General features: G+C 62.1%; 23 protein-coding genes, 1 tRNA gene and 1 pseudogene. 18 read left to right on the top strand and 7 right to left on the bottom strand.

The genetic code is table 11. The features are described 5' to 3' along the window. Nucleotides 1-65: 65 nt before the first annotated feature. From HNQ36_RS09815 to panE, 3 genes are all read left to right on the top strand, one after another. Nucleotides 66-1,277 (top strand): ABC transporter substrate-binding protein, encoded by a 1,212-nt coding sequence (locus tag HNQ36_RS09815; RefSeq protein ID WP_184084258.1) that lies wholly within the window; start codon nucleotides 66-68, stop codon nucleotides 1,275-1,277. An 82-nt stretch (nucleotides 1,278-1,359) separates the two neighbouring features. Beyond that, nucleotides 1,360-2,097, top strand: coding sequence for an SDR family oxidoreductase (locus HNQ36_RS09810; protein WP_184084256.1), 738 nt, complete (start codon nucleotides 1,360-1,362; stop codon nucleotides 2,095-2,097). 170 nt (nucleotides 2,098-2,267) lie between these two features. Further along, entirely contained in the window at nucleotides 2,268-3,197 is a 930-nt protein-coding gene (gene panE / locus HNQ36_RS09805) for a 2-dehydropantoate 2-reductase (protein WP_184084254.1), read from the top strand. A 98-nt stretch (nucleotides 3,198-3,295) separates the two neighbouring features. Here the strand turns inward: panE and HNQ36_RS09800 are convergent. Beyond that, a tRNA-Gly gene (locus tag HNQ36_RS09800) sits at nucleotides 3,296-3,370 on the bottom strand. Between the two features lie 365 nt (nucleotides 3,371-3,735). On the opposite strand from HNQ36_RS09800, the gene trxA reads away from it, so the two are divergent. Beyond that, nucleotides 3,736-4,656, top strand: a complete 921-nt coding sequence (trxA, locus tag HNQ36_RS09795; protein ID WP_184084252.1) for a thioredoxin — start codon at nucleotides 3,736-3,738, stop codon at nucleotides 4,654-4,656. A 42-nt stretch (nucleotides 4,657-4,698) separates the two neighbouring features. Further along, entirely contained in the window at nucleotides 4,699-5,373 is a 675-nt protein-coding gene (locus HNQ36_RS09790) for an LON peptidase substrate-binding domain-containing protein (RefSeq protein ID WP_184084250.1), read from the top strand. Nucleotides 5,374-5,388: 15 nt separating this feature from the next. Here the strand turns inward: HNQ36_RS09790 and HNQ36_RS09785 are convergent, their stop codons facing one another. Continuing rightward, a complete protein-coding gene (locus tag HNQ36_RS09785; RefSeq protein ID WP_184084248.1) occupies nucleotides 5,389-5,751 on the bottom strand; it encodes a hypothetical protein in 363 nt (120 codons plus the stop codon). 101 nt (nucleotides 5,752-5,852) lie between these two features. Between HNQ36_RS09785 and HNQ36_RS09780 the strand changes: the two genes are divergently transcribed. The 3 genes from HNQ36_RS09780 (at nucleotide 5,853) to HNQ36_RS09770 (ending at nucleotide 7,174) form a co-directional block, all read left to right on the top strand. Continuing rightward, the gene (locus HNQ36_RS09780) at nucleotides 5,853-6,413 is read left to right on the top strand and encodes a TetR family transcriptional regulator (RefSeq protein WP_184084246.1); all 561 of its coding nucleotides are present in this window, start codon (nucleotides 5,853-5,855) and stop codon (nucleotides 6,411-6,413) included. Nucleotides 6,414-6,503: 90 nt separating this feature from the next. Then, nucleotides 6,504-6,704, top strand: coding sequence for a Trm112 family protein (locus tag HNQ36_RS09775; protein WP_046828165.1), 201 nt, complete (start codon nucleotides 6,504-6,506; stop codon nucleotides 6,702-6,704). 74 nt (nucleotides 6,705-6,778) lie between these two features. Continuing rightward, complete coding sequence (locus HNQ36_RS09770; protein ID WP_184084244.1) at nucleotides 6,779-7,174, top strand: nuclear transport factor 2 family protein; 396 nt, start codon at nucleotides 6,779-6,781, stop codon at nucleotides 7,172-7,174. Between the two features lie 38 nt (nucleotides 7,175-7,212). On the opposite strand, the gene HNQ36_RS09765 is transcribed toward HNQ36_RS09770, so the two are convergent. Then, entirely contained in the window at nucleotides 7,213-8,433 is a 1,221-nt protein-coding gene (locus tag HNQ36_RS09765; RefSeq protein WP_184084242.1) for a ubiquinone biosynthesis hydroxylase, read from the bottom strand. Between the two features lie 166 nt (nucleotides 8,434-8,599). On the opposite strand from HNQ36_RS09765, the gene tesB reads away from it, so the two are divergent. After that, a complete protein-coding gene (gene tesB / locus HNQ36_RS09760) occupies nucleotides 8,600-9,475 on the top strand; it encodes an acyl-CoA thioesterase II (protein ID WP_046828162.1) in 876 nt (291 codons plus the stop codon). A 37-nt stretch (nucleotides 9,476-9,512) separates the two neighbouring features. Here the strand turns inward: tesB and HNQ36_RS09755 are convergent, their stop codons facing one another. Then, nucleotides 9,513-10,391, bottom strand: a complete 879-nt coding sequence (locus tag HNQ36_RS09755) for a DUF4339 domain-containing protein (protein ID WP_184084240.1) — start codon at nucleotides 10,389-10,391, stop codon at nucleotides 9,513-9,515. 254 nt (nucleotides 10,392-10,645) lie between these two features. Here HNQ36_RS09755 and HNQ36_RS09750 point away from each other — a divergent pair, with 254 nt between their 5' ends. The 8 genes and pseudogenes from HNQ36_RS09750 (at nucleotide 10,646) to HNQ36_RS09715 (ending at nucleotide 20,428) form a co-directional block, all read left to right on the top strand. Next, nucleotides 10,646-10,984 (top strand): P-II family nitrogen regulator, encoded by a 339-nt coding sequence (locus HNQ36_RS09750; RefSeq protein ID WP_046828160.1) that lies wholly within the window; start codon nucleotides 10,646-10,648, stop codon nucleotides 10,982-10,984. Nucleotides 10,985-11,155: 171 nt separating this feature from the next. After that, nucleotides 11,156-12,429 (top strand): annotated as a pseudogene (locus tag HNQ36_RS09745) (ammonium transporter). 330 nt (nucleotides 12,430-12,759) lie between these two features. After that, the gene (locus HNQ36_RS09740) at nucleotides 12,760-13,098 is read left to right on the top strand and encodes a P-II family nitrogen regulator (RefSeq protein ID WP_002713927.1); all 339 of its coding nucleotides are present in this window, start codon (nucleotides 12,760-12,762) and stop codon (nucleotides 13,096-13,098) included. 37 nt (nucleotides 13,099-13,135) lie between these two features. Beyond that, on the top strand, nucleotides 13,136-14,578 hold the full coding sequence (locus HNQ36_RS09735) for an ammonium transporter (RefSeq protein WP_184084238.1): 1,443 nt from the start codon (nucleotides 13,136-13,138) through the stop codon (nucleotides 14,576-14,578). A gap of 324 nt (nucleotides 14,579-14,902) precedes the next feature. After that, complete coding sequence (locus HNQ36_RS09730; RefSeq protein ID WP_184084236.1) at nucleotides 14,903-16,144, top strand: aminotransferase class I/II-fold pyridoxal phosphate-dependent enzyme; 1,242 nt, start codon at nucleotides 14,903-14,905, stop codon at nucleotides 16,142-16,144. A 4-nt stretch (nucleotides 16,145-16,148) separates the two neighbouring features. Next, nucleotides 16,149-18,611 (top strand): DNA translocase FtsK, encoded by a 2,463-nt coding sequence (locus tag HNQ36_RS09725; protein ID WP_184084234.1) that lies wholly within the window; start codon nucleotides 16,149-16,151, stop codon nucleotides 18,609-18,611. An 87-nt stretch (nucleotides 18,612-18,698) separates the two neighbouring features. Then, nucleotides 18,699-19,541, top strand: a complete 843-nt coding sequence (locus HNQ36_RS09720) for an outer membrane lipoprotein carrier protein LolA (RefSeq protein WP_184084232.1) — start codon at nucleotides 18,699-18,701, stop codon at nucleotides 19,539-19,541. A 71-nt stretch (nucleotides 19,542-19,612) separates the two neighbouring features. Beyond that, nucleotides 19,613-20,428, top strand: coding sequence for an exodeoxyribonuclease III (locus HNQ36_RS09715; RefSeq protein ID WP_184084230.1), 816 nt, complete (start codon nucleotides 19,613-19,615; stop codon nucleotides 20,426-20,428). A 28-nt stretch (nucleotides 20,429-20,456) separates the two neighbouring features. On the opposite strand, the gene HNQ36_RS09710 is transcribed toward HNQ36_RS09715, so the two are convergent. Both HNQ36_RS09710 and HNQ36_RS09705 read right to left on the bottom strand, forming a co-directional pair. After that, entirely contained in the window at nucleotides 20,457-20,897 is a 441-nt protein-coding gene (locus tag HNQ36_RS09710) for a cyclic nucleotide-binding domain-containing protein (protein WP_184084228.1), read from the bottom strand. Between the two features lie 193 nt (nucleotides 20,898-21,090). Beyond that, nucleotides 21,091-21,777: a response regulator transcription factor gene (locus tag HNQ36_RS09705; RefSeq protein WP_046828154.1), complete on the bottom strand. Its 687-nt coding sequence runs from the start codon at nucleotides 21,775-21,777 to the stop codon at nucleotides 21,091-21,093. Between the two features lie 145 nt (nucleotides 21,778-21,922). Between HNQ36_RS09705 and HNQ36_RS09700 the strand changes: the two genes are divergently transcribed. Next, nucleotides 21,923-22,492, top strand: a complete 570-nt coding sequence (locus HNQ36_RS09700) for a L,D-transpeptidase family protein (RefSeq protein ID WP_184084226.1) — start codon at nucleotides 21,923-21,925, stop codon at nucleotides 22,490-22,492. Between the two features lie 12 nt (nucleotides 22,493-22,504). Here the strand turns inward: HNQ36_RS09700 and HNQ36_RS09695 are convergent, their stop codons facing one another. Further along, on the bottom strand, nucleotides 22,505-23,194 hold the full coding sequence (locus tag HNQ36_RS09695) for a YggS family pyridoxal phosphate-dependent enzyme (protein WP_184084224.1): 690 nt from the start codon (nucleotides 23,192-23,194) through the stop codon (nucleotides 22,505-22,507). Nucleotides 23,195-23,293 lie beyond the last annotated feature (99 nt).

Raw genomic sequence — 23,293 nt, 5'->3', positions numbered from 1 at the left:
AAATGAGAACACCGGGCGCCACGCGGGCCGGTGACGCAAAACCAATCAGTAAATGGGAGAGAACGATGCTGAGGAGAACAGCACTCAAGGCCACCGTGGCAGCTTTGTTGCTCGCCGGAGTGTCCGCGCCGGCAGCGGCAGGCGATGCACCAGGCGTGACGGCGACCGAGATCAAGGTCGGAGCGGTGTTTCCCTTTAGCGGCCCGGCTTCTGCGCTGGGCGCTGTCGGCAAATCGCTGATCGCCTACGTCAATCTCATCAACGACAAGGGCGGCGTAAACGGCCGCAAGATCAACCTGATCGCGCTGGACGACTCCTACAGCCCACCGAAAGCGGTCGAACATACCCGCAAGCTGGTCGAATCCGATGAAGTCGCCTTCGTGTTCTCGACGCTCGGCACGCCAAGCAATCTCGCCATATCGAAATATCTCGCCGTAAAGAAGGTTCCGCAGGCCTTCATCGTGACCGGCGCCACACGATTCACGGACTACAACGAGTACCCGATGATCACCACCGGGCTGCCGAGCTACGACACCGAGTCGCGTGCCTATGCGCGTTATCTCGCCAAGGAAATGCCCAACGCCAAGATCGCGATTCTTTATCAGAACGATGACCTGGGTAAGGACTTCATCGCAGGCTTCAAGTCCGAATTGAAGGAAGCCTTCGACAGCAAGGTGGTGACCAGCAGCTATGAAGTCAGCCAGCCCACCATCGATTCGCAGATCGTGTCCCTGAAGAGCACCGGCGCAACCGTGCTGCTGTTCGCCGGCACGCCGAAATTCGCGGCGCAGGCGATCCGCAAAACCCATGAATCCGGCTGGAAGCCGCTGCTCATCACCAACCTCATTGCAAGTTCGATCGCGTCGGTACTGACGCCGGCCGGACTCGATATTTCGACAGGCGTCGTAACCGCGACTTACCGCAAGGACGTGGACGATCCGAAATGGGCGAACGATGCGGGCGTCAAGCAGTACCGGGCCTTCATGGAGAAGTATATGCCGGGTGCGGATCTCGCCGAGAGCAACTATTTCACCGGCATGCATCAGGGCGTCGTACTCGAGGCGATGCTGAAGCAGTGCGGCGACGATCTATCGCGCGAGAACATCCTCAAGCAGACCCGCAACATCAAGGGGCTCGCACTGCCGATGTCGCTGCCCGGTATCGTCGTCAATACCGGTCCTACCAACAACAAGATGTACACCCAGCTTCATCTCCAGCGATGGAATGGCAAGGCCTGGGATCTTTTCGGCCAACTACTTAACGACGACGCGAAGTGATAATCTAACCTTACGCGGCGGACCCAAAAGGTCTGCCGCGCTCCCGGTAACCGCAATCACCTCTGTTGACAGGAGACGGACCTTGGCCAAACGAAATGCGACCGTGGCGGTGATCGGCGCCGGCGACTATATCGGCGGCGAGATCGCAAAAAAATTCGCCTCCGAGGGCTTCACGGTGTTCGCGGGCCGCCGCAACGGCGACAAGCTCGCGCCGCTAGTCAAGGAAATCGAGGCGGCGGGCGGCGAAATCCACGGCCGCTCGCTCGATGCGCGCAAGGAAGACGAGATCGTTTCCTTCCTCGGCGACGCCGACAAGCATGCACCGCTCGAAGTGTGCATTTTCAATATCGGCGCCAACGTCAACTTCCCGATCCTCGACACCACCGGGCGCGTGTTCCGCAAGGTCTGGGAGATGGCCTGCTATTCGGGCTTCCTGGCCGGGCGCGAGGCGGCGCGCCTGATGCTGCCGCGCGGCAAGGGCAACATCTTCTTCACCGGCGCCACTGCCAGCCTGCGCGGCGGGTCCGGTTATGCGGCCTTCGCCAGCGCCAAATTCGGCCTGCGCGCCGTGGCACAGGCGACCGCGCGTGAACTCGGGCCGAAGAACATCCACGTCGCGCATCTGATCATCGATTCCGGTGTCGATACCGAATGGGTGCGGCAGCGGCGTATCGAGGCCAATGGCCCCGATGCGCTCGACAATCCTGATCTCTTGATGCCGCCATCGTCGGTCGCGGAATCCTACTGGCTGCTGTACCAGCAGCCGCGCAGCGCATGGACGTTCGAGCTTGAGATCCGTCCGTTCGGCGAGAAGTGGTAGTCGCGCCGCGCATAACAGCCGGGCGCAGCAACGGTTCAACCTTGCCTTGCGCCCGCATCAGGGTTTGAGCAAGGATCACGCGCCTCACCCCTCGCCCGGGCGCGTCTGATCCGAAAACCGCTTCACGTTTTTCGGGATCGCCCGGAACCCTGAAAGAAGTGGATTTAACGATGCGCATTCTGGTCATCGGCGCTGGCGCGACCGGCGGATATTTCGGCGGCAGATTGCTGCAGGCGGGACGCGACGTCACGTTTCTCGTTCGCGCAAAGCGCGCTGAACTGCTGGCGAAGAACGGCTTGATCATCAAGAGCCCGGTTGGCGACGTCACGCTGACAAATCCACCGACTGTTGTGGCAAACAAGATCACCGCGCCGTTCGACGTCATTATCCTGAGCTGCAAGGCCTACGATCTCGACGACGCGATTGCGTCGTTCGCAGCCGCCGTCGGTCCCGACACCGCGATCATCCCGTTCCTCAACGGCATGAAGCATCTTGAGGTGCTTGATGCGAAGTTCGGCATCGACCGCGTGATGGGCGGACAGTGCCAGGTCGCCTCGATGCTCGACGCCGAAGGCGTCATTCATCATCTCGCGCCGATGCATTCGATGTCGTTCGGCGAACGCGGCACGCCCAAGGGGGATCGCGCCAAGCGGATCGAGGCGGCGCTGCAGGGCGCGATGTTCGACGCCCGGGCCAGCGACGTCATCATGCAGGAGATGTACGAGAAGTGGGTGTTTCTCGCCACGCTGGCGGGAGCGACATCGCTGATGCGTGCGCCAGCCGGTCATATCACCGGCGCACCCGGCGGCGAGCAGTTCATTCGCGCGCTTCGCTCGGAGATCGCCGCGATCGCCGAAGCCGCTGGTCATGCGCCGCGGCCTGAATTCCTCGAGCGCACGGCGGGTCTGCTGTTCACGCCGGGGTCGCAGCTTACCGCATCGATGCTGCGCGATATCCGCAGCAATGCGCGGATCGAGGCGGATCAGATCATCGGCGACCTGATTCGCCGCGCGGAAACCAACGCGAAGGGGGCGCTCAGCGTGCCGCTGCTGCGTATCGTCTACACCCACCTGAAGGCCTACGAATCGCAACTGGCCTGAGCCGGTAGCTGCCTCACGGCGCAAAAACGACAAAGCCGCCTTGCGGCGGCTTGTCATTCGACGAACGATCCGAAGATCGCTGATCGGCCAAGAATTTCTGGAGCGGGCGAAGGGATTCGAACCCTCGACCCCGACCTTGGCAAGGTCGTGCTCTACCCCTGAGCTACACCCGCATCACAGAGAATTGGCGGGGCGCAACGCGCGCCGCCGGGCAAACCTATGCCAAAAGCGGCCATGCAATGCAACAGGGTGAAACCTTTAATCTGCAGGCCCGGTTCCGGCTGTTTCGGGCCAAATCGATGTTTTCATGGGCCTTTGTCGTACATGACGGTCCTTGACCCGATTGAAAATCGCCCAAAAGACCTCCATCTGTGGCTTTGCGCGATTTTCGCCCCGACGGCCACCCGAGGCCGCACGAAAATCGCGCCTTCTTGCATATCGGCCATTTTCTCTGCGGCGGATCGAAGCTGCCGGAAAAGGCCCGAGGCGTGCTAGAAGCGGCTCAACTCCACCAAATAACGCGGCAGGCGAGGATCACGTGACGATAGTCGAGCAAGGCACCGGACCCGCGGCAGCGACGCCGCCGGACCTGATCAAGGACACCACGACCCAGACCTTCGTGAAGGACGTTATCGAGGAATCGAAGCGCCAGCCGGTGTTGATCGACTTCTGGGCGCCGTGGTGCGGCCCCTGCAAGCAGCTCACGCCGGTGATCGAAAAGGCCGTCCGCGCTGCGAAGGGCAAGGTCAAGCTGGTCAAGATGAACATCGACGAGCATCCCGCCATTCCGGGACAGATGGGCATCCAGTCGATCCCGGCCGTGATCGCCTTCGTCAACGGCCAGCCGGCCGACGGCTTCATGGGCGCTGTGCCCGAAAGCCAGGTCACCGCCTTCATCGACAAGTTGACCGCCGGAATGCCCGCGCCGGAAGACGATGTCGCCCTGATTCTGAATGAAGCCGAAGCCGCGATGGCGGCGGGCGATCCGGCAACCGCCGCGTCGATCTATGCCGAGGTGCTCGGGGTCGATGCCACCAATCTCACCGCGCTCGCCGGGCTTGCGCGATGCTATGTCTCCGCCGGCGCGCTCGAGCAGGCCAAGCAGACACTGGCGATGGTGCCGGAGTCCAAGCGCGGCGATGCAGCGATTTCCGCGGTGCAGACAATGCTCGATCTCGCGGAACAGGCGAAGGCCGTCGGCCCGGTGACCGAACTGGAGCAGAAGGTCGCCGCCGACCCGCTCGACCATCAGGCACGCTTCGATCTCGCCGTCGCGCTCAACGCCAGCGGTAAACGCGCCGAGGCCGCCGGTCATCTGCTGGACATCGTCAAGCGCGACCGCAAATGGGACGACGACGGCGCGCGCAAGAAGCTCGTGCAGTTTTTCGAGGCGTGGGGGCCGGACGACGACGCGACCGTGGACGGCCGCAAACGTCTGTCGACGATCCTTTTCTCCTGAAGCTCCTGACCGAGCTTCTTACGCCTGAGTTGAGGAAAGCGGATGCCGATCAACGCTGAATACCGTGGGCCCGCCGATCTGCCGAAAGTCATTCCGGTGTTTCCGTTGCCCGGAGCGTTGCTGCTGCCGCGCGGCCAGATGCCGCTCAATATTTTCGAGCCGCGCTATCTTCAGATGGTGGACGACGCATTTCGCGACGGACACCGCCTGATCGGAATGATCCAGCCCGATGTGACCCATTCCCAAAGCAACGAACGGCCGGCCCTGTTCAAGGTCGGCTGCGTCGGCCGCATCACCCAGCTCGCGGAATCCGGAGACGGCCGCTACATCCTCGAACTGACCGGCGTTGCGCGCTTCAGGATTCTCGATGAGAAGACGGTGCTGACACCGTACCGCCAGTGCCAGGTGGATTTCAGTCCATTCCTCGACGATTTCATTGCGCGCAAGGGCGAGGAAGAAGTCGATCGCAAGGCACTGCTGGAAGCACTGACGCAGTTTCTCAAAGCCAACCAGCTCAAGGTGGACTGGGACGGCATCGAAAGCGCGCCCAATGAGGCGCTGGTCAATGCACTCGCGATGATGTCGCCCTATGGCCCGGCGGAAAAGCAGGCGCTGCTGGAAGCGCCGAACCTCAAGACCCGCGCGGAAATCCTGATCGCCGTGACCGAGATGGATCTCGCCAAGAAGCAGACATCCGGCGATCCACCGCTACAGTAGCGAATGATGTCCGGGTTAGTATCCGGCGATCGCCAGCACGACCACCACACTCAGCAGCATCCATCCGAAATGACGGCCGCGCTTGGCCCAGGCATTGGCCGCGGCTGCGAAGGCAAACACCACGGCCATTATGACAACGATCCAATGGCGCGCCGTGTCCGAGCCCATCAACGGCGCCGTCAGCAACAGAACCCCTCCGCCGATCCACGCCACCGTACCGGTCTGCCAGACTAGGCGCAGCAAGGTCCGCACCTGCGCGGGTTCGATGGTGATCCTGCTATTGCCCTGCGCGAATATTCTTGTTTCTCCCAGCGTGCCGTGAATCAGCGCCACGACAATGGCGAGAGCTCCCGAGACTTGCAGCAACAGATCGCGCATTGGCGCTTCTCCTGGCCATACAGTTGTGTATGGCTTATGCACCCGGCGCTGGCGCCCGTCAATACAGTTGTGTATGGTGTCATTGACGGAGGAGTTCATCGGTGAAGAACAGCGCGAAACCCGACCAGCTATCCGCCGCCGACTGGCTCGATCAGGGTTTGAAAACTCTGACCGAAAGCGGGTTCACGGCGTTGAAGGCCGAGCCGCTTGCCAAGGCCATGGGCGTCTCACGCGGCAGCTTCTATTGGCATTTCGCGGATGTCGGCGCGTTCCATACCGCCCTGCTGAAACGCTGGCGGGAGGTCACGACCGAGCAGATCATCGCCAGTCTCGAACGATCGCCGGAGGGCGAGATTCCGATGAATGTGCTGCTGCGCCGGGCGTTCGGCGGTAGCAGGCTCACACTGGACGTTGCGGTGCGCACCTGGGCCACAGTCGATCCGACCGCCCGCGCTGCAGTGCAGGCCATCGACAAGCGGAGGTTGTCCTACATGGAGAGCCTGTTTGTGGCGCAGGGATATTCCCCCGCCGTGGCGCAGGCGCGCGCCCAGATTCTCTACTGGACTTTTCTCGGCTTCACGCTCTCCGACAAGTCTTTGCCAAAGCCACGGCAAGAGGAGATTCTCGCTGAACTGATCAGGATCGCCAACGCCCCGGCGTAACGGGCTGCGACAACGAAACCGCGCGGTCAGTTGATCCGGACCGCCGCGGGTGTGATACAAAGAGCCAAGCCAAGACTGTGGAGCTGACCTATGACGACCTCGCCGAACGAACGACCCGAAATCGGCGTCGATCCGAAACTGCTGGAAATTCTGGTGTGCCCACAGACCAAGGGGCCGCTGGAGTTCGACAGCGCGCGGCAGGAACTGATTTCGCGGTCGGCCAAGCTTGCCTATCCGATCCGCGACGGCATCCCGATCATGCTGCCGGAAGAAGCGCGGCGTATCGACTAAGACCTGGACTGCGCTCACCCACCGTACAGGCGGCGACGCCTCGACGCCGGACACATCAACATCGGAGACGACCGATGCGACCCTTCGCCCTCGACCGCTGGCATGACTTCCTCAAATCTCATGATGAGAAAGCGCTGTGGGACCTGCTTCACCCTGACGCCGTGTTCGAAAGCCCCGTCGTCCACACGCCGCAGCGCGGACGCGAGATCACATTCAAGTATCTGGCCAGCGCCGGAACGGTGCTCGGCGGCCCGGGCTTCAAGTATCTCGGCGAATGGCGCAACGACAACGGCGCGGTGCTGGAGTTCGAGAACGAGATCGAGGGCGTCAAGATCAACGGCGTCGACATCATCACGTTCAGCGATGACGGACGCCTGATCACTCATTTCAAGGTGATGGTCCGGCCGCTCAAGGCGATCAACCTGCTGCATCGCCTGATGGGCGAACAGCTGGCGAAGCTTTCCGCCTGACCTTACGTCAGGCGGAGTTCGCCGACCAAACAGCGTCTCTAGAGCGCCTCGCCGCGCAGCAGCCGCGGCACTTCGCCGGACAAACCTGCCGCCTGACGAATGAACGCGCTTTTCAGCGGCGGCATGCGATCAACCAGACCCAGACCGATGTCACGCACCGTGCGCAGCAGCGTCGACTTGTTCGAGAACAGCATGTTCAGCGAATTGGTCGCGACGCCCATCGCCACGGTATCGAACCGCCGCCAGCGCTGGTAGCGCTCCAGTACATCGGCCTGCCCGGGATCGATGCCGAGCCGCGCAGCATCGACGATCACTTCCGCCAGCGCCGCCGCATCCTTCAGGCCCATGTTGAGCCCCTGCCCCGCAATGGGATGAATCACATGTGCGGCGTCGCCGACCAGCGCCAGGCGTTCCGCGATGAACGACCGCGCGACGAAATAGCCGAGCGGGAACGCGCGCGGCTTGTCGAGCGCTTTCACCTCGCCGAGGTGAAGCCCGAACCGTGTCTCCAGTTCTTTCTGAAATTCAGTGTCGGGCAGCTCGATGAGCCGCGCGGCTTCGCGGCGGCTCTCGGTCCACACCAGCGAGGACCGGTTGTTCTTCAGCGGCAGGATCGCGAACGGCCCCGCGGGCAGAAAGTGCTCTTCGGCACGGCCCTGATGATCGCGCTCGTGTCCGACCGTGACAACGATGCCGGACTGATCGTAATCCCAGCCGTGGGTCGCAATGCCGGCGCGTTCGCGCAGCTTCGAGCGAGCGCCATCGGCGGCCACCAGCAGACTCGCATCGATCGCGCGGCCGTCGCTCAAGGTGACGCGTGTGCCTTCGGGATTCGATTCATAGGCAGAGACCGCAACCGCGTTGAGCTCGATGCCTTCGGATTCCGCGCGCATCACCAGCGCGTTGATCAGGTGGCGGTTCTCGACCATGTGCGCGAACGGTTCGCCGGGCTCGACCTCGCCGCCGAAGGTCAGAAAGATGGGGCGCGTCACGTCCTCAAGCCGCGAGTCGGTCACCACCATGTCGAGGATCGGCTGGGCGCTGTCGGCCACCTGATCCCAAACACCGACCACCTCGAACAGCCGGCGGCAGGCGGCGACGATTGCCGACGCGCGCGGATCTCGGCTCGGCTTCATCGCGAAAGCCGGATCGGCAACAACGATCGGAATTTCCGGACCGAGACCCTGCCGCAGCGCCAGCGCCAGTCCCAGACCGGCAAATGCGCCCCCTCCGATCACGATGCTTCGCTGTGACGACATGATACCCCGGTAATTCCTGTCTCGACCGCCCTTGCTTCAGGCCCGGCCATGGGGGAAATATGCCCATGAATGGGTCCGGAAAAAGGACCTGCGCTGTTTATCAGGGTTTGCGGGTGACCGGAAACCGCTCCTCGTCCCTGAAATGCCGAAGATCGGAACATCGTGAATGTCGAAAAGCCTGATTGATCTGCTCTCGATCCTCGATATCGAACAGCTCGAAGTGAACATGTTCCGCGGCACCAGCCCCAAGACACGCTGGCAGCGGGTGTTCGGCGGACAGGTGATCGGTCAGGCGATGGTGGCAGCGTGCCGCACCGTCGAGGGCCGCCTGCCGCATTCGCTGCATTGCTATTTCATCCTTCCCGGCGATCCGCAGATTCCGATCATCTACGAGGTCGAGCGGCTGCGCGACGGCAAGAGCTACGCGACGCGGCGCGTCACCGCGATCCAGCATGGCCAAGCGATCTTCTCGATCATGGTGTCGTTCCACGCCGAGGAAGAAGGCTCGTTCAACCATCAGGACAAGATGCCGGACGTTCCGCCGCCGGAGAAGCTGACTGCGGAAGAAGTGTCCAAGCAGCCAATCTTCAAGGAGATGCCGGACTTCATCCGGCGCTACTACGAATCCGACCGGCCGATCGAACTGCGCCCTGTCGAGCTTGGCCGATACTTCGGTCAGAAAATCGACGACGGCCGCATCCATGTCTGGATTCGCACCGTCGCCAAACTGCCGGACGATCCGGCGTTGCACATGTGCGCGCTGGCTTACGCATCGGACTTCTCGCTGCTCGATGCGGTGATGGCGCGTTACGGGCGCACCTTGTTCGATCAGCGCATGATGCCTGCGAGCCTCGATCATGCGATGTGGTTTCACCGCCCGTTCCGCGCCGATGAATGGCTGCTCTACGTGCAGGATTCACCGAGCGCACAGGGCGGCCGCGGTCTGACGCGCGGCATGATTTTCAAGCAGGATGGCACGCTGGTCGCATCCGTTGCACAGGAAGGCTCGGTGCGCGAACGCAAGGAAAAGCCGAAGGCGTAACCGGCGGCTTCAGACGACTGATCGCGCTGACGTCGGTTTACGACAAGCGTTCCGATGCGGAAAACTGCGACACGTACCAGCGGGTGTACCAGCCCATCACCCACGGAATCGGAATAATCAACACCGAACCGATGGAGAAGACCAGCGTTCGCCACAGCGTCTCCAGTCCGGTCGCGTTGAACGAAATGGCGCGCCGGGTACCTGTGATGTTGCTGCACGTCCATCGCATCCAGGCTGTGAGAACCCACGCCCAACCGATGATGGTGATGAACGACAGCGCCAGCAAAAGGTACCAGCCGATATAGATCCATGGGCTGCCGTCGAAGCTGAGCTGAAGCGGCTGACCTTCCGCCGTGATGTTCGCCACAACCCACCGCACTGTGAGCCACGACAAATACGCCTGAAGCGGAAACAGCAGGTAGCTCAGGTAAGGAATGTCGGTGACCCCGCCGGCATATGTCAGCAGCGCCAACCCGATGAAGACGTACCAGATGTCGAGGGGTTTGCCGGTGAAGCCAAGGTAGCCGCGTTGCGGCACATGGATGCGCGAGATGATCCAGCCGTAGAAACTCGCCGCAACCCAGGGCGCCGGAATGATCAGCAGGAATCCGATCAGGAAAACCAGCGCGCGGCCGAGCATCTCCCAGATGCTGATCTCGATCGAAAGCGATCCGCCTGACTGGTCGCCGTTGGCGGACGGTGCGGATGCGCCCGGGCGTGGGATCGAAGGCGGCGCGCGGCCGGGTGACAGCAGGCCCGGGATGTCTCCGGCATATTGCCAATCCTGCATCCCGTCGGCCCACACATAGGTATCGGCCCTGACATTCCCCCGCGTGATCAGGTCGCGAAATTCGTCCTCTGAGTATGGGCCTTCCTGCTTATCCCCGGCGGCAACAAACCAAGATCGGCCCGGCATGATAATTCCTTTTCTTTCGGAAAAATGGAGTGCCGGACCGGCCGCAAGACTGTCTTGCAGCATCAGAGCAAATCGCAATCGGTCTCAGCCCCCGACAGAAGCCGATGCTACAAACTGACCCCGCGCTGCCGCAACGGTTTTCGAGCCAGCCTGCATATTTTTCTGCCCCTTTGCCCAAAAAGGTAGCGGATTTCCGCAGGCGCGCGTAAAGACTCCTGACGCTTCCGCACTGATTTAAGGGATGAAGAGCGACCATGAAGCTTATCACCGCCATCATCAAACCCTTCAAACTAGAAGAGGTTCGTCTGGCCCTGACCGCGATCGGGGTTCACGGCATGACCGTCACCGAGGTGAAGGGTTTTGGCCGCCAGAAGGGCCACACCGAAATTTATCGCGGCGCCGAATACATCGTGAATTTCCTGCCCAAGCTCCGGATCGAAATCGCAGTCGGAAGCGATCTCGCCGACCAGGCCGTACAGGTCATCACCGCCGGTGCACGCACCGGACAGATCGGCGACGGCAAGGTTTTCGTCACGCCCATCGAGAACGCCGTCCGCATCCGGACCGGCGAGACCGACAACGACGCACTTTGATTACGAGCGTGATTCCGAAAGCCGGTTTTCACGTTTCGGAATCCTGCTCAGACAAGAAGTAGGCGAGCGTTCAATTCAGACACACTGAACCAAGCTCTCGCACAGCATCACCAAGCGACTGCAACGGCGCGCGCAAGACGCCGGGAGATTATCGTAGCCGGGGGAAAATCCATGTTGAGATTGCCATGTGCCGCCGCGCGTGTCGCTGCGGCTTTTCTGCTGACCAGCCTTGCATCCGTCACACCCGCCCTTGCTCAGCCCGCAAAAATCGATGCCGCCGACACCGCGTGGATGATCACGGCGACCGCGCTCGTGCTGATGATGACGATCCCGGGTCTCGCGCTGTTCTATGCCGGCATGGTGCGCAAGAAGAACGTGCTGGCGACGATGGCGCAGAGCCTGATGGCAGTGGCGCTGATTTCAATTCTGTGGGTGATCTACGGCTACAGCCTGGTGTTCGTCGGCGACGGCGCCTGGCTCGGCACGCTGGAGCGTTTTCTGCTGTCCGGCATGACGATGGATGGCGTCAACGCCGCCGCCATCAGATGACCTTCGCGGTGATCACCGTTGCGCTGGTGGCCGGAGCGGTCGCGGACCGCATGCGGTTTTCATCCTACGTGCTGTTCTGCATCGGCTGGTTCACGTTCGTGTACATCCCGCTGGCACACTGGGTGTGGGGCGGTGGCTTCCTGGCGCAAGCGGGCGTGCTGGATTTTGCCGGTGGTCTCGTTGTGCATCTCAGCGCCGGCACCGCCGGCCTCGTCGCCGCCGTCGTGATGGGCCGTCGCCGGGGCTACGGCACGGAGAATCTGTCGCCGTACAATCTGTCGCTTGCGGTGATCGGCACCGGCATGCTGTGGGTCGGCTGGTTCGGCTTCAACGGCGGCTCGGCCTTGCAGGCCAACTCACGCGCGGTGATGGCAATCCTCACAACGCATCTGGCCGCCTGCGCCGGTGCGCTGACATGGTGCGCGATCGAATGGATCACGCGGCGCAAGCCATCGGTGCTCGGCATGATCTCGGGAGCCGTGGCTGGTCTCGGCACCATCACGCCCGCCTCCGGCTTCGTGGAGCCATGGCATGGCATCGTGATCGGCTTGATTGCCGGCGCGGTTTGCTTCTGGGCCTGCACCAGCCTCAAGCATCGCTTCAATTACGACGACACCCTCGACGTGTTTGGCATTCACGGCATCGGCGGAGTGCTGGGCACCCTGATGACCGGGATTTTCGCCACTGCCGCCATCGGCGGGACCGCCGGATTGATCGAGGGCAATCCCAAATTGCTGCTGACCCAGGCCTATGGCGTCGCGGTCGTGTTTGCCTGGACCGGCGGGGTGACCTTCATCCTGCTCAAGGTCGTCGACATGCTGGCTGGCTTGCGGGTCTCTCACGAGCATGAGGTCGAGGGGCTGGACATCACCCAGCACGGCGAAGCTCTCCAGTAAGCGCTTAATCGGTCAAGGATCTGCGGCCCCTTCCAGGGCGCAGATCTCTTTTGCCGCTCCGATGGGCACGAATGTGTCGACAGTCTGGCCTGCCTATGTTTTTGGCACTCCTGTCGCACTTTTAGGCGTGGCCAGATCGCCTCTTTCCAGAGCACCCCCCTCGGGGCCGAAAACCCTCGGATTCATAAACCGTTAGCGATTTTGGCGGTGTTGGCACGGCATTTGATTCTATGGGACCCGGCTGTGCCCGTGGAGTGATCTGTCTTCGCGCGGTGACCCTCAGTCGAGATCGCCCGGTCCGTACGACCGGGCCCAAGCGGGGAAGAATCCATGAAAATTGTTATGGCCATCATCAAGCCATTCAAGCTGGAAGAGGTCCGCGATGCCCTGACCGCCATCGGCGTTCACGGTCTCACGGTGACGGAAGTGAAGGGCTACGGCCGCCAGAAGGGCCATACGGAAATCTACCGCGGCGCTGAGTACGCCGTGAGCTTCCTGCCCAAGATCAAGATCGAGGTCGCTGTCGCCTCGTCCCAAGTCGACAAAACCATCGAAGCGATCACCGGTGCTGCAAAGACCGGCCAGATCGGCGACGGCAAAATCTTCGTCATCAATCTCGACCATGCGGTGCGCATCCGTACGGGCGAAGCCGATGACGCGGCGCTTTGATTTCGCGCAAACCTCATCTTATCAGGAGTACAAACAAATGACGTTCAAGCGTCCCACCAGCGCGGGATTGGCAGCTCTCGCAGTCGGCCTCTTCGCCACGACAGCCGCCTACGCAGCGCCGACCATCAACAAGGGCGATAACGCCTGGGTCATGACATCGGCGATTCTCGTGCTGCTGATGACCATTCCGGGCCTCGCGCTGTTCTACGGCGGACTCGTCCGCTCCAAGAACATGCTCTCGGTTCTGGCTCAGGTTTTCTACACCGTCTGCATCGTCACCATTATCTGGGCGGTGTACGGCTACAGCCTCGCCTTCACCGGCGGCTCCGATTACATCGGCGGCTTCTCGAAAGCCTTCATGTCCGGCATCACTCTGGAATCTGCGGCGGCGACCTTTAGCGTCGATGTCAACATTTCCGAACTGGTGTATTTCTGCTTCCAGCTCACCTTCGCTGCGATCACCCCGGCGCTCATCGTCGGCGCTTTTGCGGAACGCACGAAGTTCGCGGCGGTCGCGCTGTTCGTCCCTCTCTGGGTGACGCTCATCTACTTCCCGATGGCGCACATGGTTTGGTACTGGGCCGGTCCGGATGCGATCACCGATGCAGCCAAGGCACTTGCGACAGCGGCTGACGGTGCAGCAAAGACTGCGGCACAGGCGAAACTCGACGAGGTGATGGCTGACGGCGGCTTCATCTTCAAGAAGGGCGCACTCGACTTCGCAGGCGGCACGGTTGTGCATATCAACGCCGGCATCGCGGGTCTGGTCGGTGCTCTGCTGATCGGCAAGCGCACCGGCTACGGCAAGGAGCTGATGGCTCCGCACTCGCTGACCATGACCATGATCGGCGCTGCCCTTCTCTGGGTGGGCTGGTTCGGCTTCAACGCCGGATCGAACCTCGAAGCCTCGGGCGGCGCTGCGCTCGCCATGACCAACACCTTCGTTGCAACCGCAGCGGCGGCTCTGTCGTGGATGTTCGCGGAATGGATGATCAAGGGTCACCCCTCGCTGCTCGGCGCATTGTCCGGCGCAGTCGCGGGTCTCGTTGCGGTCACACCGGCGGCCGGTTTCTCCGGTCCGATGGGCGCGATCGTGCTCGGCCTCATCGTCGGCGTCGTCTGCCTGTTCTTCTGCACCGTGGTGAAGAATGCGCTCGGCTATGACGACTCGCTCGACGTATTTGGCATCCACTGCGTCGGCGGCATCGTCGGCGCTCTGGGCACCGGCATCCTGGTCAACCCCGCCCTCGGTGGCACCGGCGTGATGGACTACGTCGCCGGCAAGGTCGGCGAGTACGACCTCGTGGCGCAGATGACATCCCAGTTCTGGGGCGTCGGCACCACGCTGCTGTTCTCGGGCATCGGTTCGGCGATCCTGTTCAAGGTCGTCGATGTGATCGTGGGTCTGCGTGTTCCGGTCGATGCGGAGCGCGAAGGCCTCGACATCACCGACCACACCGAGCGTGCGTACAACATGTAACGAGCATGATCCGGAAAAGTGGATACCGGTTTTCCGACAAGATCATGCTCAAGCCTGAATAAGGACAACGGGTGGGGCACAAACCCGGCAATGCCCCATCCGTCGGAGGGCCCCAGCGCAAGCTGGGGCCCTTACTTTTTGCACCGTCCAGAGAACAAAAACACCGTCCGCAACCTCAGCAAAACGCATCGAAAATCCGCCCGCGCAGCGATGGTTAATCGCGCCTTAACCTCGCCCCACCTATGGTGATGTGATCCAATGCTGCGCGATCCTTGGGATCAATTCCGAGGGATCGACAGACCCTAAAGTGCTGGCGTTTCTCGAATGGCCATAACCGCTTCTTCCCGCTCGGCGGCTGCTGCCGGCGCCCAAGATGGCGCTCAGGTCAGCGAGCGCTCCCCCTTTGCCCGGCTGACCGATCTGCTGAGTCCCTTCCAGCCTGGTAAGCCATTGATAAACATGTCGATTGGGGAACCGCAGCATCCGGTGCCGGGCTTTGTCGGCCCGGTGCTGGCCAAACACATCAACGAGTTCGGCCGCTACCCCGCCGCAAAGGGCACCGAGCCGTTCCGGCAGGCGGCCGCCGCCTGGGCCACCAGGCGCTTCGATCTTCCGAAGGCGGTCGATCCGGAAACCGAGATTCTGGTGCTCAACGGCAGCCGCGAGGGCTTGTTCTTCGCAGCGATCGCCGCGGCCCGTTACGTCGGCCCGCGCAAGGGCGCGCCCGCGATCCTGGTGCCCAATCCGTTCTATCCGGCCTACGCGGCCGGTGCGCGCGCCGCCGGATGCGAGGCGGTGTTTCTGCCGACCACCCGCGACAACGGCTTTCTGCCCGATCTGGATTCGCTGAGCGCCGAAACCCTCGACCGCACCGTTGCGTTCTATCTCGCATCCCCGGCCAATCCGCAGGGCGCGGTTGCATCGCGTGCTTACTTCGATCGCGTGAAACAGCTCGCCGATCGTCATGGCTTCATCGTGCTCAGCGACGAGTGCTATTCCGAAGTCTATACAGGCGAAGCGCCGGGCAGCATGCTTGCCTCGGCTGGCTCTGATTTCGCCAACGTGGTCGCGTTCCAGTCGCTATCGAAACGCTCGAACCTGCCGGGCATGCGCGTCGGCTTCGTCGCCGGCGACAGCAAATTTCTCGCGCGCTTTCATGAGCTGCGCAACGTCGCCGCCCCTCAGGTGCCGGTACCGTTGCAGCATGTCGCCGTCGCCGCTTACAGCGATGAAGCCCATGTCGATGAAAATCGCAGGCTCTACCGGATCAAGTTCGATCTTGCAGACCAGATTCTCGGTAACCGGTTCGATTATCGGCGGCCCGCCGGCGGATTCTGCATCTGGCTCGACGTCTCCGCCCATGGCGGCGACGAAGCCGCGACCGTGAAGCTTTTCAGGGAAGGCGGCGTGCGCGTCATTCCGGGAAGTTACCTGGCCCGGCCGCAGGCCGATGGCAGCAACCCCGGCGCCGGGTACATCCGCGTCGCCATGGTGCAGCAGGACAGTGAAACAACGGCTGAGGCGTTGCACCGTATGGTCGACGTCTTGAATGAAGCTCGGGGCTAGAACTATGCCAGCGATCGAACGCGTCATCCCCATCGTCGGCCAGATCTCGGACCCGCTGCGCGAAATGCTGGGGCGCCGCCTGCGCGAACTGACCGGCCTCGGCGTCATTGCCCTGTCGTGCGTTGTTGCCGCCGCCCTGATGACATGGTCGGTGCAGGACCCGAGCCTCAGCCACGCGACATCCGGCACCATCCGCAACCTGATGGGTCGGCCCGGCGCTATCGGCTCCGACCTGCTGATGCAGATCTTCGGCCTCGGCGCGATCATGCTGATCCTGCCGATCGCAGTGTGGGGCTGGCGGCTGATGACCCATCGCCTCTTCGACCGCGAAGCCTTGCGGATCGCCTGCTGGATTCTGTGCGCGGTGATTGCCGCGGGATTTGCCAGCTGCCTGCCGCGCAGCGGCGCATGGCCGCTGCCGACCGGGCTCGGTGGCGTCGTCGGCGATGCGCTGGTGCGCTTTCCGGCAGTCGTGTTCGGCCCGCCGGGCGTGATCTATCGCACCGTGCTGGGTGTCATCCTGTTCGCGGCTATGATCGGAAGCTTCGTCTTCGCCTGCGGCGCAGGCGCGAAGGAAAAGATTGTCGAACGCACCCGGCCGCCGATGATCGACGACGAGGACGAGTTCGAAGAGGACGACCGCCGCTCGATTTCGCTGGGATGGCTGGTCCATGCCGTCATGAGCGCGAAAGCACGCGTTGTCCGCATGGCCTCGGCGCTTTTCGCAATGATGGTCGGACGGACGGACTCCCACCGCACGCGGTCGTCGTTCGAGCGCATGGAGCCGAATCTTGGCGGCGAGCGCCGCGCTCCGTCGCTGGTGCCGCAAGACGAATACGAAGAAGAACAGGAAGAAGAGGACGAGGAGGAGGAGGAAGAAGAGGAAGAGCCCGCCGCCCGTTCGCGCAAGCGCGCCGAGCCAAAGGCGTCAAAACGCAAGGGCACCTTCGTGCTACCGCCGATCTCCGTATTGGCAGCGCCGAAATCAACCGATCGCCAGCCCCTGAGTAAGGACGAACTCGAAGCCAATTCGCGCGCGCTGGAAGGCGTGCTGCAGGATTTCGGCGTCCGCGGCGAAATCACCAATGCGCATCCGGGCCCCGTCGTCACGCTGTACGAACTCGAACCGGCCCCCGGCATCAAGTCCTCGCGCGTGATCGGTCTTGCCGACGACATCGCCCGCTCGATGAGCGCGGTATCGGCCCGCGTCGCCGTCGTGCCCGGCCGCAACGCCATCGGCATCGAACTGCCGAACCAGCATCGCGAGAAGGTTTATCTGCGCGAACTGCTGGTCGCCAAGGAAGGCAACGAGTCGTCGGCCAAGCTGCCGCTGTGCCTCGGCAAGACCATCGGCGGCGTCTCGACCATCGTCGACCTCGCCCGCATGCCTCACTTGCTCATCGCAGGCACCACCGGCTCCGGCAAATCGGTTGCCATCAACACCATGATCCTGTCGCTGGTGTATCGCCTGCGTCCGGATCAGTGCCGCCTGATCATGGTCGATCCGAAGATGCTCGAACTGTCGGTCTATGACGGCATTCCGCATCTGCTGACGCCGGTCGTTACCGATCCGAAGAAGGCCGTCGTCGCGCTGAAGTGGGCCGTGCGCGAGATGGAGCAGCGTTACAAGAACATGTCGAAGCTCGGCGTCCGCAACATCGACGGCTACAATGCCCGCGTGGCCGAAGCCAAGGCCAAGGGCGAAGAACTGACCCGCACCGTTCACACCGGCTTCGACAAGGAAACCGGCAAGGCGATCTACGAGGAAGAGAAGCTCGAGCTCGAGCCGTTGCCCTTCATCGTCATTATCGTGGACGAAATGGCCGACCTGATGATGGTCGCCGGCAAGGACATCGAAGGCGCGGTACAGCGTCTCGCGCAGATGGCGCGTGCCGCTGGCCTGCACGTGATCCTCGCCACGCAGCGTCCGTCGGTCGACGTCATCACCGGCACCATCAAGGCGAACTTCCCGACCCGCATCTCCTTCCAGGTGACATCGAAGATCGACAGCCGCACCATCCTGGGCGAGATGGGCGCCGAGCAGCTGCTCGGCCAGGGCGACATGCTGTACATGGCCGGCGGCGGACGCATCAGCCGCGTCCACGGCCCGTTCGTGTCCGACGAGGAAGTCGAAAAGATCGTCCGCCATCTGAAGTCGCAGGGTCAGCCGGAATACCTCGAAGCCGTCACGGCGGAAGAGGAAACCGACGAAGACGGCAACGCCGTGTTCGACGGCACCAGCATGGGCGCCAATGGCGGCGAAGGCGATCTGTTCTCTCAGGCGGTGGCGATCGTGAAGCGCGACCGCAAGGCTTCCACCAGCTACATCCAGCGCCGGCTCCAGATCGGCTACAACCGCGCCGCTACCTTGATGGAGCGGATGGAACTGGAAGGCATCGTCGGACAGCCCAACCACGCCGGCAAGCGCGAGATTCTGGTGGCCGAGGAAGATGAACGATTTGGCTAAAACCACGCTGTTCGCAGCCGCGAAATCGCCATAGCTTGGGGCTAGGCCCCAGCGGAAAGATCACAAGACATCTGACAGGACGGACCGTTGAGAAAATTCCATCGCAATCAGCCGTTCTGCCGCAACCCGCTCTCCACGCGTGGTTTTCTCGCAATGAAATGGCCCGCCGCCGCAGTGGCGACGGCCTTCGCCGCAGCGCTCATGATGTCGACGGCCTCGGCCCAGGCCGTTCCCGTTCCAAAGCCTGCGCCGAAGCCCCGCGCGGATGTCCCAAAGCAGTCGCTGCCGTCACCGGTGATTCCGGGCCCGTCGGCCGCCGCCCCGCCGACACCGATCATTCCTGATCTGCGCAATCTGTTCGGCGGCAACACGCCGACCTTCGACGCCAATCAGAAGGCGCTCGCCAGCAAGGTCAGCTCCTACATGTCGACGCTTCAAAACGTCTCCGGCAACTTCGTGCAGGTCGGCCCGGACGGCAAACGCTCCACCGGAGATTTCTACATTCAGAAGCCCGGCAAGATCCGTTTCGAGTATGACGATCCGTCGCCGATCGCGCTTGTTGCGGATGGATCGTCCGTGATCGTGCGGGATCGCAGACTCGCGACCCAGGATGTCTATCCATTGTCGCAGACGCCGTTGCGCTATCTCCTGTCCGACCGCATCGACCTGATGCGCGACACCAATGTTGTGGGCGTCGCCTCGGACGACATGTTCATCAGCGTGACCATCGAGGAAAAGCAGCCGCTGGTCGGGACCAGCCGCCTGATGCTGATGATCGGCGCCAAGGACAATCAGCTCAAGCAGTGGACCGTGACCGATCCGCAAGGGTACGACACCACCGTGGCGGTCTATAACCTCGACACCACCAAGAAACTCGATCCCGGTATGTTCAGGATCGACTACACCAACTACCAGTCCAACCAGAACTAGCGCAGCCGGACTGGAGCGAGCGGACAAAACCGGCTAACGGTCTTGCCCGATTGCCCTCACCCGCTGTTGTCATGCGCCTCACCCTCACCACCTGGAATATCAATTCGGTACGCTTGCGCATCGATCTCGTTGCAAAGTTCATCGAGGCCGTGCAGCCGGATGTGCTGTGCCTTCAGGAAACGAAATGCATCGACGATGCGTTTCCGCTGAAGCGCTTCAAGCAACTTGGCTACGAGCATGTCGCGCTCAACGGCCAGAAGGGTTATCACGGCGTCGCCATCGTCTCGAAGCTTCCGTTCGAATCGAGCGACGTGCGCACGTTCTGCGGCAAGATCGATTCGCGGCATATTTCCGTTGCGTTCGGCGCGAGCGCGCAGATCGCCGAGCCGCTCATTCTGCACAATTTCTATGTGCCGGCAGGCGGCGATATTCCCGATCCCGCGCTCAATCCGAAATTCGAGCACAAGCTCTCGTTTCTCGATGAGATGCGCGATTGCGAACCGCTGCATCCGAAAGCGAATGACCGGCACATCCTTGTCGGCGATCTCAACGTCGCGCCGCACGAACACGACGTGTGGTCGCACAAGCAGCTTCTGAAGATTGTGTCGCACACGCCGGTCGAATGCGACAAGCTGCTTGCCGTACAGACTCATGGCGGCTGGATCGACGTCGCACGGCAGCGGATTCCGCTGTCCGAGAAGGTCTACACCTGGTGGAGTTATCGCTCCGCCGACTGGAGCGCCGCCAACAAGGGCCGTCGGCTCGACCACATCTGGGTTTCAAAAGCGCTGGGCGATTGCGTTCAGGACTTCAAGATCACCAAGGACGCCCGCGGCTGGGAGCGCCCGTCGGATCATGTGCCGGTGACGGCGGTTCTCGACATTTGAATTCCGTTGAACGCGGCAGTGGCGCGAACTATCGCAATGTCGCGGACACGCGGCTCATCGCGCCGATGGCGGCAGTGGAACGGGCGGCGAAATCATCGCGCAGCCGCCGCGCCGCTTCCGGATGGCTTTCAAGCACGCGCTGAAACAGGCTGCGTGAAATGCGCAGCACCGATGATTGCTCAAGCGCAATCGCGGTCGCGGGCCGCGCCATCGCGACCACGAGCGCAAGTTCGCCGATCAGAACGTTCTCGCCCGCGACGGCTTCCTGACCATCATCGGACGCGACACGAAATGCGCCGCGCCTGACGATGAACCCGGAATCCGCCGGCTCGCCCTGTACGAACAGTTTTTCGCCAAATCCGTAGTCGCGCTGCTCGGCGCCGATCGCAAGCACCTGCAAAGCCGCAGCGCCCAACAAACTCAATGTCGGGACGCGCGCGAACAGGGCGATGTCATCTTCAATAGCCATAGGATGCCGAGCTAGTGGTCTGGTTCTGACATTCGCATCCCACCTCAGCAGCCGTCCTTGCGAATGTCAGAACCAAAAGACCACTAGAATCCATAATTTTCTAGTGTCCTTCGAATCCGACGTTCGCTTTGGGTGCTGCTGCAAAATGAAGCGAACGTCGGATTCGGGACACTAGATCGGCGGTTGATTCGCCTCATGGCACCAGCTTATAGCCCCCGGACTCAGTCACAAGAATTTCGGGGTTGGCAGCATCCTTCTCCACCTTCTGGCGCAGGCGGTAGATATGCGTTTCCAGCGTGTGGGTGGTGACGCCCGAATTGTAGCCCCAGACCTCCTGGAGCAGGGTTTCGCGCGACACCGGCAATTGCCCGGCGCGATAGAGAAAGCGCAGGATCGCGGTTTCCTTCTCGGTCAGCCGGACTTTCTTGGCGTTCGCGCCGGTCAGCATTTTCGAGCCGGGGCGGAAGCTGTAGGGGCCGACCGAAAACACCGCGTCTTCGCTGGCTTCGTGCTGGCGCAGCTGCGCACGGATGCGGGCCAGCAGCACGGCAAAGCGGAAAGGCTTTGCCACATAGTCGTTCGCGCCCGATTCGAGGCCGAGGATGGTGTCCGAATCGGTGTCGTGTCCGGTCAGCATGATGATCGGCGACTTGAAGCCGCCCTTGCGCAGGCTGCGCACCACTTCGCGGCCATCGGTATCGGGCAGGCCGACATCCATCAGCACGAGATCGGGTGAATTGCTTTTGGCCGCCAGTGCACCTTTCGCACCAGTATCGACTGCGGATGCCTCGAATTCCTCGTGAAGCGACAATTGCTCCACCAGGGCTTCGCGCAGATCGGTATCGTCATCCACGATCAGGATCTTGCGGGCGTTGGCCATACCATCCAGTCCTTTAAAATTTTGGCTTGTAAAAGAGGACTTTGAGAGCGATCCCGAAGGGGCATATCTCAAAGAGCCTCGGCGAAATAGAGCATTTGCAGGCGAAAGCGCAAGCTGGGTTTGTGCGCAGTCATCGGAAGCAATTATGGGAAATCTAGGCTTTCCAAGGGCTTATCAAACACCGTTGCGTGATCGGCCGCTGGCGGCCATTGCGATCCATGCCGCCGCAGGCCGCCCGACCCAGGGCTGGCTGGTGGCCGGAGCGCACGTCCTACCGGTCGCGCTTGGACGCGGCGGAATCAAGGCCAACAAGTTCGAAGGCGACGGCGGCACCCCGCGGGGCACCTTCCGGCCGGTCCGGCTGTGGTGGCGGGCCGACCGGCACCCCCGGCCGCGCACACATTTGCCGATCCAGGCCATCCGGCCGACGGACGCTTGGTCGGAGGATCCCGCCGACCGGCATTACAATCAGGCCGTCACGCGCGCGCCGGGCGACAACGGCGACCGGCTGACGCGAGACGATCACCTCTACGATTTCATCGTCGAGATCGACCACAACACCCGGCCCCGCATTTCCGGACGCGGCAGCGCCGTTTTCCTGCATCTCGCCCGCGAGAAGTTTTCGCCGACCGCCGGCTGCGTCGGACTGACCCGAGGCGCGATGTTGCGGCTGCTGGCGCGGATCGGGCCGAAAACGAAGATCGTGATCGGGTAGCGCCGCCAAAAATCAGCGATGACCGAAAATCGCCGAGCCGACGCGCACATGCGTCGCGCCGAGCTGGATCGCGGTCTCGAAATCCGCACTCATGCCCATCGACAGTAACTTGAGTCCGTTGCGCGCAGCGATCTTTGCAGTGAGCGCAAAGTGCGGCGCCGGTGGATCCTCAACCGGCGGAATGCACATCAACCCGGAGATCCGCAAGCCATAGACATCGCGGCAGCTTGCGATGAACGCATCGGCATCGGCCGGCGCGATTCCCGCCTTCTGCGGTTCTTCACCAGTGTTGAGTTGAACGAACAGCTCCGGATGCCGGTCTTGTTTAACGATTTCTTTCGCCAGCGCTTCGCACAGACTGGCGCGGTCCACGGAGTGAATGGCATCGAACAACGCCACGGCCTCCTTGGCCTTGTTCGATTGCAGCGGCCCGATCAGATGAAGCGCGAGGCCTTGATGCTTTGCCATCAGGTCCGGCCACTTGGACTTTGCCTCCTGCACGCGGTTTTCGCCGAACACCCGCTGACCCGCATGAATCACCGGCTCAATAGCGTCGGCATCGAATGTCTTCGACACGGCCACAAGCGTCACCGAGGCGCGCTCACGGCGCGCGTCGCGGCACGCGCGCGAAATTTCCCGCTCCACGGCGGCGAGCCCGCTTGGTGAATCAGACGTTAGCGGCGGCACGTTATCCACAGCCATCGATGCAAACCTGCGTTAAAAATTAGGGATCATTCGATTTTTAGCGAATTCAAGAAAGGGTCTTTGAAGCCTTTTTTGTAGGGTTGGCGTGGGGCAAGG

It is taken from the genome of Afipia massiliensis, from assembly GCF_014203115.1.
GTDB classification, from domain to species: domain Bacteria; phylum Pseudomonadota; class Alphaproteobacteria; order Rhizobiales; family Xanthobacteraceae; genus Afipia; species Afipia massiliensis.
The sequence above is the reverse complement of the archived record's forward strand: the minus strand, read 5'-3'. Positions and strand labels throughout refer to the sequence as shown.